The sequence below is a fragment of the Shewanella litoralis genome (assembly GCF_009828585.1).
In the GTDB taxonomy this organism is placed as follows: Bacteria; Pseudomonadota; Gammaproteobacteria; order Enterobacterales; family Shewanellaceae; genus Shewanella; species Shewanella litoralis.
On the sequence record NZ_WSRZ01000003.1, the window covers coordinates 25,337 to 38,514 of the forward strand.

Sequence of the window (13,178 nt, forward strand, 5' to 3'; positions counted from 1 at the left end):
ACTCATTTTGCTTATTGGTTTATTGACGATTCTTTGTTCACATATTGACTGTATCGTATTTTCAAGCTTATTGAATCGGTACTATAGTAGTATGCGTTTTGTTCTTTTTTTCCAAACAAACAAAACATAAAAACATTTAAAAACAAAATCTTAAAACTCAGTTCTTAATTAAAGCCCCCAAAACTTAATCACTTCATTAACGCTGCTAATCGGCGCTTTAAGCAAAAAGTCACTTTGTTCACCACCATGTTTTATGTCTGGATTTACGGCAATGCCGTGACCAAAATTGTTAATCATAACGAGCTCAATAGACGTATTGTTTTGATGATCTTTCCAACGTGAAATACTGTACCCAGATTCATTGGTCACCGTCGGCTTAGCATTAGATTGAGTTAACACTTGCCATTGAGATGCGAGCATTTTTGCATTGTTCGCACTGACAACATTGTCATTGTCACCCGTCCAGATACTTAGTGAAGGCCAACGGGTTTGCTTAGGATGTATAGCTTTGGCAAATTGGGCTAATTCTTCAACCGACTGCGCAGGCCCTTGTTTCATACAAGAGATGGCTTTGATCAAATTGTCGGCACAGGGATACGGCAAGCCAGCGATAACAGCGCCGCTTTGAAACAGATTGGGGTAATTGACCATTGCAGCGCTGGCCATAGCGCCACCTGCTGATAACCCGATGACATAAACATGCTTTGCGCCTAGCTTTTCTTGAGTGGTCACTATCATGTTTTTTATCGATAACATTTCACCACTGTCTATTTGCGTATCTTGACTTGCAAACCAGTTGAAACAACCCTTTACGTTATTGTCATAGCTTTGTTGTGGCACTAAAACCGCAAACTGATTCGCTATCGCTAATGACGTTAGGCCGCTTTTGTTGGCCAACTCAACTCCGTCTTGAATACAACCATGCAGTAACACCACTAAAGATAAATCCCCTGCAAGAGAAGCATTTGAGCCTTGCGTCACAGGAAGATAAGAGCTTGTCAGCGCACCTGGATTATCACCAAAATCGGTAAGAGGAATATAAGGCGTGTCGATTGCTTGAGCAGACTGCATTGAAAGAAAACAACCCAGTAAAAGCAGCGGCATAGTTAAGCTGTATTTTTTATTGATCATTTCAGCGGTTTCCAAATTTAACATATTAGTAACTTGCAGAATTTTGCGCCAAACAGCAATGGCACTTTAGATCCACATGAAAATTAATGTCGCTATGTTGATGAAAGGTAGGGCAATAAGCGTGGAACTTTGCAGCGATGAAGGATTGTGGTTGTAAACAATATGAATAATGAAATGGGAGTAAACCGGCAGGCGAGCTATTCGGTGCTAGGTGCTAGGCATTTTAAGCAAAAAAAACGCGAAGCCATTAGCTTCGCGTTTTAGAGCATCGATTTGTTAATTACTTAACAAATTCAACGCCTAATTTGATGTCACCTTTAAGAGTGTCTAGCATTGCATCGCGAGCGTTAGCTTCAAATGCGCTGATGTCACCGTAAGGTAATACTTTTTCTACGCCGTTTTTGCCAAGTAGGATTGGCTGTGCGAAGAATGTAGCGTGCTCACTGCCGCCGTCAACATAGGCACATTCAACCACGTTGGCTTCGCCTTGTAGACCACGAACTAATGATAAACCAAAGCGACATGCTGCTTGGCCCATTGATAATGTTGCGCTACCGCCACCGGCTTTAGCTTCAACAACTTCAGTACCTGCGTTTTGAATGCGAGTTGTCATTGCGGCAACTTCTTCATCAGTGAAAGTTACACCTTCAACCTGAGAAAGTAGTGGCAGAATAGTCACACCGCTGTGGCCGCCGATCACGTTAACTTTAACGTCAGCAACGTTTAAGCCTTTAAGCTCAGCGATAAAGGTTTCGCTACGGATAACGTCAAGTGTTGTGATACCGAACAAACGGTTTTTGTCGTACACACCAGCATTTTTCAATACTTCAGCAGCAATCGCTACCGTGGTGTTAACTGGGTTAGTAATAATACCCACTAATGCTTTAGGGCAAGTTACAGCCACTTTTTCCATTAGGTTACGTACGATACCCGCGTTGATGTTGAATAGATCTGAACGATCCATACCAGGCTTACGCGCTACACCAGCAGACATTAATACGACGTCAGCATCAACTAATGCAGCCGTTGGATCTTCACCAGCAAAACCTTTTACTTCTACGTCTGTTGGGATGTGACTTAAGTCAACCGCAACACCAGGAGTAACAGGAGCGATGTCATATAGAGACAACTTTGAGCCCGCAGGCAGTTGAGTTTTTAACAGTAAAGCTAGCGCCTGGCCGATACCACCAGCAGCACCTAATACAGCAACTTTCATAATTATCTCCATCAATTTATGCAGTTTGTGACATTGATCTAAATTGTCGTGGCGTCACATTACTGCATCGTCACAATAATTTCAATTATACGTTAGTGGACAGTGGTAAATAAGTGAGCGCTAATAAGGTTTAAGCTGAAATTTGTGCATGAATTATGCTCAACGTCATCCGCATTATGGAGCGAAATCCCTTATCAATATCACGACTTTTGTTGGCAACTGCCAGTCATTTTATATGTATAAATATGCACCACCTGTTCGATTTACCCTGCTAGCAAAGGCACGGCAAGCCATTGCTGCTAGCGCCATGTTTACTTACTGACGCAATCAACTCCGTCCACGCGCATGTTATACCGTGTGTTTGGTCATACACTCTTACTAAGCGGTGTCATTTTGGCGTACACTAAAGCTGCCGCGGGCAAATAAATAAAAAATTCAATAGCCACTGCCGCATTCCTCAATATCCAATTACTGACGAGAATTTCATGATAATAAGAGCTGGCCAACACGCCGATTTACACGCCTTAGTTAATTTTAATCAAGCCATGGCAATGGAAACCGAAAACCTCACCCTAGACGCTGACAAACTCACTCAAGGGGTTGAAGGTTTGCTAACACATCCTGAGCGCGGTGTTTATTTAGTTGCAGAAATAGATGGCGAAATTGTCGGTTCGCTGATGGTGACTTACGAGTGGAGCGATTGGCGCGCCAGTAATTATTACTGGATCCAAAGTGTGTATGTTCGTCCGCAAAACCGTCGCCAGGGTATTTATGGCAAGCTCTACCAAGCAGTTAAAGACTTTGCCGCCGCCAATGGTGGCACAGCTAGCTTCAGATTATATGTTGAACATGACAACGCCGTTGCTCAAAAAACCTATGAGTCTTTGGGCATGCAGCAAAGCCATTATTTGATGTATGAAGAAAATACCAAGTAAAACGGTTGAAATATCTACCTAACAACCGGCAAAGTAAGCACTTAGTCGGTGGTTATGTTGTGTACCGAACCCGCTCTCAGGTTACCTAGATTGAATTTAAGTTCTGACGCTAAAGCGCATCATCACTGGTGCGTGGTCGGTACTGTCACTGTCGCGCTCATAATCTGGGCGAACAAGATGTCTGTCGAAGGTTTGATAATCAATAATATGGGCTAAATTTTGCTGTTGAGTCGGGTTAAACTCGCTTGAGACTAAAATGTAATCAAGCACCGATCCTGTGTTGCCATAATAGTGCGTAGCTTGCCTTACAGCATGTGGTTCGTCATCAAGCAATGATGCTGATTCAAACTCATCTTGCGCCAAAGTGGCATTGCATTTAGTTGCCGCAATAAACAACTCATAACTGTCGAACAAACTGCTTTGATGTAATTCTGCCATTAATGAGGTTTCACCAAGCTTGGCTAATTGCGGGTCTTCAATGTCACTGCGAAACACCCGCAGTTGATTATTAAAGGCCGCTAACAGCTCGCTGCCTAGGGTGTCATTAAAGTCGCCCATTAACAGAAAAGGTTGCTGGGCTTGTTGGCGCCTCATGAGCATTTGATGGCATAACAATGCTGACTCACTGCCGCGCTGTAAACTTGATGCCCAACGTCCAAGCACCTGGCGTGCAACAAAGTCTGGTCCGCCTTGTAAACCGCTCTCGCTAATATCATCACGGCTTACGCCACTGCGTTTTGATTTAAGGTGAATAACATAACAATCGCACGGCCCAAATACCGGTAATTGAATGGTGGCTCGTAAAGGTTTGCGGCTAAAGGCAAAGGTATCGGCTAAGCCTAATTGAGCAATCCATTGCGGATCAGGGCTGACATTAACTGAATCCACAATCGGGTATTTTGAAGCAATGGCCACCACAGGACTGCGATAAACATAATCGCTGATCACTTCTGGCTCATCTAAGGCCACAAAGTACTCATAGCCTAATGATTGAGTCAGTTTAGCTAAGGCATCTGGGCTAAATACTTCTTGAAAACCGATAATATCTGGCTGACTTTGATTAATAAAATCACTTAACCAGGCACACTTTTTTTGCCATTGCTTATCGCTGTAAATATTTTCAAAATCATAAAACGCATAAGGCGGTTCAATAAAGTTAAATAAGTTAATACTCACCACATTAAAGCTAAGCTCAGATGCAGTAGGCGATGATGTGTCGTTTACGTTTAACATATGTTAATCCTAATAAAACCTCTTACTAGGATACTGATTTGCGAGTGAGAACACCATGAGTAACAAAACTCGATTTAGCTTATTAAAGGCTTATCGCGAGCCTTGTAGATTTTAATCTACAATAAATTGAACCGAATCCAAATCGCCGACGTAAAACTTATCAATGAATGAATTAAGCCTTCTTGATTAACCAATAGTGATTAACCAATAGCGATTAACCAACAGTGATTAACCACCATTAATTAATCACCAGGACATTCGTTGCCATTAAATCTGACCCGATTTAACCCATTTGATTTAACAACCTCCGTAAGACCCTTTGGCTTATCCCTCACCCTGATAAGCCATTTTTTTACGGCGAAATTTGCCCAACCAAAACCAAACAATACTGATAGGGGATCAATGATGTTAGCCTTTAACACTGATAAACTACTTAAATTCGGCTTGATCAACGGCGTGATTGTCGCGGCTTTATTAATGAACCCAGCTTACAGTGCGAGTGAGGATAATATGTTATTTCGTTTTGCAGATGAGGATCATTTTGAACGTTGGCAGATCAATAATGACACCGTGATGGGCGGCGTATCGCAAAGCCAAATCAAGCAAAATCAACAACAAGACCTGTTGTTTACCGGCAATGTATCGTTAGACAATAACGGTGGATTTGCATCGACAGAATCGCGTTTTACCCATCAAATATCTGCAGCATCATCACTCACCATTGCGGTTAAAGGTGACGGGAAGGTTTATCAGCTGCGTTTAAAAACGCCTCAACTGTCTTATGGTGAAGCGTACGTGGCTAACTTTACCACTCAAGCAGATACATTGACTGAGCACACTTTTACCGCCGCAGATTTTACTGTCAGCTTTAGAGGACGGGTTGTAAGCAACGCGCCGGAATTAAACTTGCTAGACATCGAGCGGATTGGGTTTCTTGTGGCACAAAAACAGCAAGGACCATTTGCAATTGAGTTACATGCTATTGAGTTTGAAAATAAACAATAATCACCCACGTATCGCTGAATTTAAAGGCTAAACATTGAAATTACCTGTGCAAATTAAAGGCATTATTTTCGACTTAGACGGCACTCTTGTTGAGTCGAGTTTAGACTTTGAGTTAATTCGCCAACAAATCGGCTGCCCCGAGGGTATCGACCTACTCAAATATGTCGACGACCTAAACTGTCAAACCAGCCAGGCTCATGCCAATAACATTATTATTGAGCATGAATACCAAGATGCCATAACAGCCAAGCCCATCAAAGGCATGGCCGAATTAATTAGTGCTATTGAAGCTGTAAAAATGCCTACAGCCATTGTAACCCGCAACAGTCTTGCTGCCAGCACCATGAAAGTAAAACAAAATGCCATCGCGATTGATCATGTGATAACCCGTGAAGACTACCCCGCAAAACCGGCTCCAGATGCACTATTAGCAATTGCAAACCAATGGCAAATTGCCCCTGAGCACATTATGTATGTCGGCGACTATTTATATGATATTCAAGCCGCCAATAATGCAGGGATGGTAGCCTGTTTAATTACTCACGGTGTTGAAAAGCGCTATCAAGACCTTGCCGATATAGTCATTGATGAGCTCAATCAACTGCTGCCTTTCATCCAGTAGTTTGGCGCCATTATCCTAGTCTGTAACATTTGAATGTGAGAATCCTTATGAATCGAATTCACCCTAAAAAATTACTTCACAGCAAGTGGACCAAAGTTGAAGTGGTTAATAAACTCAAACATTTTAGCGTTATTAAAGTGGAATATGATGAGCTACAAAATGTAACTGAATGCATTATTCGCGCAGAAATGAATGCCGCTGAATTTGCTATAGAATGGCGCGATTTAAAAGACCCGCAGAAGTGGAAAATAGGCTGGCAATAAAAAAGTGACTCGCCATGAGTCACTTTTTTTAAACACAAAGCCTACTTAGTTAATATTGGCTTATTTAACACTTATTTAATTAATGATAAATATCGAGCCTTCAAGTCTGAAAGGAATAGTCTCTAAGCCCCAGTCAGATAGCATAACATCACCTATGCGCAAGCTATCGCCCTCACTGCTACAGCCCCACATTTTAGCGCAAGTTTGCCCTGGAATATTTGAGCCCGTGCCTTTAGAAGTGTCTGGGATCATGTGATTCAATTGGGCTATATGAGAGCCAAACATGCCCTCAAAGGTATCCATTGTAACATCTAGGGTTTCCATCTCACCTTCAGGAAAAGTGACTGCGGCGGTTTGTTCTCCTGAAACGTTTTGTTCTTGCTTCAAGGTCACAACATCTTTAGAAACTAGCCCATATAGTGCATTCAAGGGCAAATCTTTAGTGGTTTCGTGCAAATAGAGTGTCTGACCATAATGTCTTGCAGCGTAATTATTCTGTTCGTAGGCACGAGTCAGGTATTTATCAGCTTTTGCCATATCTTCATTAACCATGCCGCCGCCTAAATACATCTTGCCAAGTAAGTACGAAGATTGAGAATGGCCCATTTTTGAGGTGTACTCTAAAAACTCGATGCCTTCATCAACATCCTTTAAATGGGTATCTTGTAAATACAACACTCCAGCTTTGTATTTAGCATCTAATACGTACTTACCTGCACGTCGATACCACTTTAACGCCATGTCTAAATCTTTATCTGTGCCATAACCGGCATAATAAAATTCACCTAACATTGCCATTGCAGATGAGTGACCTCGTTTAGTTAAAATACGATAAGCTTTAAAGTATTCAACACATTCTGATGTTTGACACTCTGGTAACTGACTTGCTTCACTTTTTGTTGGAGCAAAAATTAGAAAGCTGGCCAAGAGGCTAAAAATAATTATTTTATGTTGCATCATGCTAATTCCTTTTAATGAATGTTTTTATACTATTAGCGCTGAAGCTTAACTTGTCTATAGTATAAAAGGGTTAAAAAATAGCCACAAAAGGTATGAGTTGCAACAATAAATTAACACTACACCAGAGTTTATATGGGTTTGCTTATATTTAAAAAAATGTTAATTATTTGCAAATCGTGTTGCTTCAAAACGATTTAATAGCCGATGCACGAGATAACACAGTAATAAAGTGGCAACGATGGCGACTAAAATGCTGCTTATACGGTATAAGGCACTAAAAACAAGATCATTATTTGGCTTAAGGTACTGGCCAAATAATATGCCTAAGGTGGTCATGGCGCCAAAGCCGACGCCTGAGCCGCTGGCCTCTTTAACGTGCACCTGGCTAAATAACATCAAGCCTATCCACAAAAGTGGCACGACAAAAAGTAGCATGCCAGACCAATCATAAAGCAATGCCTGCCCAACTAAGCCAAAAATTACGCCAAATAAGGTCCCTATCGCACGCTTTCTGGCATAGCCCAGTGCCCCATTCCAATGCATGGGAAATAACAGTAATAACGTGGTGGCTTGGGCTGACATTGAATCTTGTAAATTAAACATCTGAAACACAATAAATGACGCGGTAGCGATAGAGGCACCCAATAATGCTTCGTGGCGCATACGATTAGGCGCTTTTACCACACTGGCCATTGGCGGCCTTGGTGAAACGTCTGGCCATAATGCTGTCATCGCATAGGCAATAATCACCGAGGCGAGTGTCGCCCAAAAGTTACTGAAAATGAGGTTGTTGATGTCCATACCCGGATAACTGGCAAAATGCAGCATAATGCTTAAGCTAATCACGCCATTGGCACCGAACAAAAATAAACTGCCACGTGACATGGCGGCAAACCGATACAAAAACAATAAAAAAACGATGGGTAACATAACCCCAGGATGACCGCCAAATAAGCCACCGAGAATACCGACTTCAAGCCCCGCCATAACCGACGAAGCCAACAGTTGTCGCATGGCATGAGCGTTCATTACCGGAACTAATCCAAGTAATAACATCGGCGTGACGGTAAAAAACACACCATAATTTAGGTCGAATAATTTGCAAATCGCCAAGCCCAGTGTGGCACCGGTAGCAATGCGCAAACATTGGCGTAAATCATTGGTAGTTAACGGACTATGACGTAATAACATCGGCATACCTTCAGGATACGTCACGACAAACTCTAGGTTTGCCGCGACTTTAGTGGCGCAATAAGGCGAGTAACAACATCGATATTTTGATCGGGATTAATAACTTGGCTCGGGATTAATATATATAGTGCAGCACGCTAATCAGCTTAATCTGTACTTTTGCTAAAAAACCTAGCACCACATTATTAGGGACTAATTGCACAGTGGCGCGCGCACCGGCGGGTAAGGTATTAACCACTTGATGATCCAGAGCTAAATGCAAACGTAAACGCTGAGCATCACGCACCCAGCGCGCCGACGCCTCTGGCGTGGCTAAACGCCCATTCGCATCAAACTGCCCGGCACTCACTCCAGCATCGACATTGCTGACTTTGGCTTGATATAAACGCCCTGGTTGACCGTCAAAAGTAATAAAAGCGGTAGATTGAGACTCTATTCCTCTTAAACTTTTTTCTCTAAAGTCGGCAATAATATCGACCTTTTCAGATACCACTGCGAGCAATGGCTGACCAACAGTGGCAAAACTGCCGACTTCTAGTTGTAGATTAGTGACCACCCCATTTTGATCGGCGCGCACCTGGGTGTATGACAGATTTAACTCGGCCTGAGCGAGACGATTCTGAGCTTGGCGCATTTTTAAATTCTCTGCACCATCACGCCCACGACTCACCACCAATTGACTTAGACGCGCATTGGCTGCCATTAAGTTAGCTTCTGCTGTTGAGGCGTCACTTTGTGCTTGATCGGCTAATTGCTGCGATACACCACGGCTTGCATAAAGTGCATCAAGCCGTTTTGCCTCACTGCGTTTTTGCTGTGCACTACTTTGCTTAGCGTTAACATCGGCTTGAGCAGCTAATATCTCAGCATCGAGCTCAGCATTGTCTTGTTTGGCTTGCTCTAAGGCTAAATTGGCTTGCTCAACAGCCAGTTCATATGGCGCGGAATCGATACTAAATAACACATCACCTTTAGCGACCACTTGATTGTTTGCCACGGCTATAGAGGCAATTTTACCGCTGACTTGCGGGGTGACTTTGGTCACCATACGAGTTGCCATTGCCTGTGGGGTCATTGGCATCATAGCGTCGGCAAACATAAAATAGCCAAACACTGATACAAACAGAAATATGGATATTTTAACGAGTCGTGCAAATTGTTGATCTGGGGTCATATACTTTCTCATTACTCACTTTTGCCTATGCAGCTACGCAGAGGTTTTATCTAATGTTGCCAGTGCGTTCTCGCTGATTTGACTCATAATATTTTCAAAGTCATTGAGCTGTTGCTGGCTAATGCCTGCTAATAAATTACGTCGCACTAACATGATTTTACTTTCCATCTGTTTAAGCATCTCAATCCCATCTGGGGTTAAGCTAACAATGCGTGCCCGTTTATCTTTTTCGCAACAACGGCGCTGCACATAGCCCTGTTCTTCTAATTGATTAAGGGTGCGCATTAACGATGGCAATTCAATTTCTAACGCATCTGCAAGCACCTTTTGGCTGACGTTGTCGCCTAAGCGCAGTAATTTCCACAATGCTGTCCAGCGCGGATGAGTGAGACCTAGCGGGATTAATTCTGCATCCGCAGCCGTGCGCCATAAACGGTGCAATCGACCTAAATTTTCAGCAAGAGACAGTTCTTTTAATCTTTCTAATTCTGGGGACATGAGATGCACCTACTTAGTTAGCGTGCTAAGCATTATAACTAGTTAGCATGCTAAGTAAATAACCTTATCGAATAAGATAAACCGCGTTGAAATAACAGAGTAAGCTTAATAGTGATGTCATTTAGACATTTAAATGTCTAAATGACGCATTTGGATACGGTGATTTAGACACTGAAACAAGCCGGCGGATTGGCATAACACTAGACTCAATTAACTCAAGTAAACAAAAAAAGGGCCTTGATGACCTTTTTGTGATCGACGTAACCTCTTTGTTCTTGTTGTTAGATTCACATTTGTCATAATGACAATTACTTAGTTTCTTTTGGAGTTGGTCATGGCGTTAAGTCAAACAGATCTCACTCGTATTGCGCTTGACATCACCGCAAATTTATCTAATCGCGATCGTTTTTCACGCTTACTGACCACTCTTAGAGACACTCTAGATTGCGATGCCGCGGCGCTATTGTCGTTCCAAGGTCATCAATTTACGCCACTGGCAATCGATGGTTTAAGCGCAGATGTATTGGGCAGGCGCTTTATTGTTAATGAACACCCAAGGCTTGAGGCCATTGCGCGAGCCGGTGATGTGGTGCGCTTTCCTGCCGACAGTCAATTACCCGACCCTTATGATGGCCTTATTCCTAATGTGGATGGCGATTTAAAAGTACATGCCTGTGTTGGATTACCCTTGTTTGCCAACGAGCAACTGATTGGGGCATTAACCATCGACGCTCTCGATCCCAATAAGTTTGACCAGTTTACCAATAATGAATTACGCAGCATTAGCGCCATTACTGCCGCTTCACTCAATAATGCCTTGCTGATTGATAAACTCGAAAAACAAGCGAGTAACTTTACCATTACCAGCAATAAACCTACTGGGCAGCTCGATACTGCAACAGAGATCATTGGCCAGGACGACAGCTTTATGGCCTTGCTCAATGAAGTGAATGTGGTTGCCGCGACCGAGTTAAACGTGCTGATTTTAGGCGAAACCGGAACAGGTAAAGAACTCATCGCCAAAACCGTGCATCAGCACTCTCCTCGCGCCGATAAACCGCTAGTGTATTTAAACTGCGCCGCATTAGCTGAGTCGGTTGCTGAAAGTGAACTATTTGGCCATGTAAAAGGGGCCTTTACCGGCGCCATTAGCCACCGCAGTGGCAAGTTTGAAGTGGCAGACAAAGGCACATTATTTTTAGATGAAATTGGTGAATTACCACTTAATTTGCAAGCAAAGTTACTACGGGTGCTGCAATACGGTGATTTACAAAAGGTCGGTGACGATCGCAGTTTAAAAGTGGACGTAAGAATTATTGCCGCCACCAATAAAGATCTTAAAAGCGAAGTATTAGCAGGACGTTTTCGTGCAGATTTATACCATCGATTAAGTGTATTTCCTGTTGTTGTACCACCACTTAGGGAGCGCCCGCAGGATATTCATTTATTGGCCGGTTTTTTCATTGAGCGTTATCGTCAACAATTGCAGCTACCCCATTTAGGATTAAGTCACGATGCCCTGGCATTACTCAACCATTATGATTGGCCTGGTAATATTCGTGAACTTGAACATGCTATTCATCGCGCTGCAGTGTTGGCTAAATCGGCTGGGATTCTCGAGGACATGTGCACTATCACTCCTCAACACTTTGAATTTGCACCACACACAGAAACCATAGCCTCTCAGACACGAAATGACTCAGTTAAACACTCAGTAACATCTTTACCACAAACTACCTTACGAGATGCAACAGATCAGTTTCAAGGTCAGTTTATTCAACAGGTATTGCAGCAACACAACGGCAATTGGGCAGCAACGGCACGAAGCCTACAGCTTGACTCAGGTAACTTGCATCGTTTAGCAAAACGCTTAGGATTAAAATGACTAAAGTGCAAAAAAATCAGTTGAATTATTAGACGTAATAAGTGAGGATGCGCGCTATTCAATAGTCAAGCTTTGAAAGATATTGTAGTCTGACTTAAATAACGTCTATTTTTAGGAATGATAACCCCCTTATGATGAATTCGTTACGCACCGCATTCGTTGCCGCGTCTGCAATAATGTTAAGTTTTTCAAGCGCTGCTGTTGAATATCGTTTACCGACTAACGGCAGTAAATTGGTCGGTGAAAACCAATATTATGTGGTACCTGAAGAAGGTAAATTAACACTAGAGCAAATCGCCGCTGAATTTCAATTAGGCTTAACTAACCTTATCGAAGCGAACCCTGGTGTTGATCCATTTTTACCTAAACCAGGCAGTACGTTAATCATTCCGCACCAGTTAATTCTGCCAGATACCAAGCAAGAAGGTATCGTGATTAACTCTGCTGAAATGCGTTTATATTATTATCCTAAGGGTAAAAATATCGTTGAAGTGTTGCCTATCGGTATTGGCCAAATAGGCCGTGATACCCCTGAAAATTGGGTTACCACTGTACAACGTAAACGCGCCAATCCAACGTGGACGCCAACGGCAAATACTCGTCGCATTTATGCCTCTAATGGCATTACCTTACCCGCAGTGTGGCCAGCAGGCCCAGATAACCCAATGGGATTATATGCGCTGTATGTTGGTAACCTATTTGCGGTTCACGGCACTAACGCCACATTCGGTATTGGTTTACGAGTGAGCTCGGGTTGTATCCGTTTACGCGACGAAGACATTAAACACTTATTTGAAACTGTACCTGTGGGTACCCGTGTTGAGTTCTTAAATAAACCGATCAAGGCAACTGCAGAGCCAGATGGCAGCCGTTATCTTGAAGTGCATGAGCCACTGTCTAAAACCCAAGCTGAGTTTGATTCAAAAGAGCCTGTGTCATTAACATTAGACAAGAACATGACGCGTTTTCTGGCTCACCCAGAAACTGACTCAACAACGTTAAAACGTGTATTAGAAAAACGTACTGGCATGCCAACACGTATTAACCCTTAATCGCTCTCGGCCT

General features: G+C 42.8%; 13 protein-coding genes. 6 read left to right on the plus strand and 7 right to left on the minus strand.

Features of this window, described 5'->3' with window-relative positions; genetic code table 11:
* Nucleotides 1-168: 168 nt before the first annotated feature.
* Nucleotides 169-1,155, minus strand: a complete 987-nt coding sequence (locus tag GQA99_RS04010) for an extracellular catalytic domain type 1 short-chain-length polyhydroxyalkanoate depolymerase (RefSeq protein WP_229785829.1) — start codon at nt 1,153-1,155, stop codon at nt 169-171.
* A gap of 256 nt (nt 1,156-1,411) precedes the next feature.
* On the minus strand, nt 1,412-2,347 hold the full coding sequence (gene mdh, locus GQA99_RS04015) for a malate dehydrogenase (protein ID WP_160052574.1): 936 nt from the start codon (nt 2,345-2,347) through the stop codon (nt 1,412-1,414).
* 485 nt (nt 2,348-2,832) lie between these two features.
* On the opposite strand from mdh, the gene GQA99_RS04020 reads away from it, so the two are divergent.
* Entirely contained in the window at nt 2,833-3,282 is a 450-nt protein-coding gene (locus tag GQA99_RS04020) for a GNAT family N-acetyltransferase (protein WP_160052575.1), read from the plus strand.
* A gap of 96 nt (nt 3,283-3,378) precedes the next feature.
* Here GQA99_RS04020 and GQA99_RS04025 read toward each other — a convergent pair whose 3' ends face one another.
* Entirely contained in the window at nt 3,379-4,515 is a 1,137-nt protein-coding gene (locus GQA99_RS04025; RefSeq protein ID WP_160052576.1) for an endonuclease/exonuclease/phosphatase family protein, read from the minus strand.
* A 402-nt stretch (nt 4,516-4,917) separates the two neighbouring features.
* Here GQA99_RS04025 and GQA99_RS04030 point away from each other — a divergent pair, with 402 nt between their 5' ends.
* The 3 genes from GQA99_RS04030 to GQA99_RS04040 are packed head-to-tail and all read left to right on the plus strand — an operon-like array spanning nt 4,918 to nt 6,405.
* Nucleotides 4,918-5,520: a CIA30 family protein gene (locus tag GQA99_RS04030; RefSeq protein ID WP_160052577.1), complete on the plus strand. Its 603-nt coding sequence runs from the start codon at nt 4,918-4,920 to the stop codon at nt 5,518-5,520.
* 34 nt (nt 5,521-5,554) lie between these two features.
* On the plus strand, nt 5,555-6,142 hold the full coding sequence (locus GQA99_RS04035; protein ID WP_160052578.1) for an HAD family hydrolase: 588 nt from the start codon (nt 5,555-5,557) through the stop codon (nt 6,140-6,142).
* Between the two features lie 47 nt (nt 6,143-6,189).
* Entirely contained in the window at nt 6,190-6,405 is a 216-nt protein-coding gene (locus tag GQA99_RS04040) for a TIGR02450 family Trp-rich protein (RefSeq protein WP_170293500.1), read from the plus strand.
* Nucleotides 6,406-6,480: 75 nt separating this feature from the next.
* On the opposite strand, the gene GQA99_RS04045 is transcribed toward GQA99_RS04040, so the two are convergent.
* From GQA99_RS04045 to slyA, 4 genes are all read right to left on the minus strand, one after another.
* Nucleotides 6,481-7,365 (minus strand): tetratricopeptide repeat protein, encoded by an 885-nt coding sequence (locus GQA99_RS04045; protein ID WP_160052579.1) that lies wholly within the window; start codon nt 7,363-7,365, stop codon nt 6,481-6,483.
* A 159-nt stretch (nt 7,366-7,524) separates the two neighbouring features.
* Nucleotides 7,525-8,556: a DUF2955 domain-containing protein gene (locus GQA99_RS04050; protein ID WP_160052799.1), complete on the minus strand. Its 1,032-nt coding sequence runs from the start codon at nt 8,554-8,556 to the stop codon at nt 7,525-7,527.
* A 115-nt stretch (nt 8,557-8,671) separates the two neighbouring features.
* Entirely contained in the window at nt 8,672-9,730 is a 1,059-nt protein-coding gene (locus tag GQA99_RS04055; RefSeq protein ID WP_160052580.1) for an HlyD family secretion protein, read from the minus strand.
* Between the two features lie 33 nt (nt 9,731-9,763).
* Nucleotides 9,764-10,228, minus strand: coding sequence for a transcriptional regulator SlyA (gene slyA / locus GQA99_RS04060; protein WP_160052581.1), 465 nt, complete (start codon nt 10,226-10,228; stop codon nt 9,764-9,766).
* Between the two features lie 334 nt (nt 10,229-10,562).
* Between slyA and norR the strand changes: the two genes are divergently transcribed.
* The gene (norR, locus tag GQA99_RS04065) at nt 10,563-12,113 is read left to right on the plus strand and encodes a nitric oxide reductase transcriptional regulator NorR (protein ID WP_160052582.1); all 1,551 of its coding nucleotides are present in this window, start codon (nt 10,563-10,565) and stop codon (nt 12,111-12,113) included.
* Nucleotides 12,114-12,247: 134 nt separating this feature from the next.
* On the plus strand, nt 12,248-13,165 hold the full coding sequence (locus GQA99_RS04070) for a L,D-transpeptidase family protein (protein ID WP_160052800.1): 918 nt from the start codon (nt 12,248-12,250) through the stop codon (nt 13,163-13,165).
* Nucleotides 13,166-13,178 lie beyond the last annotated feature (13 nt).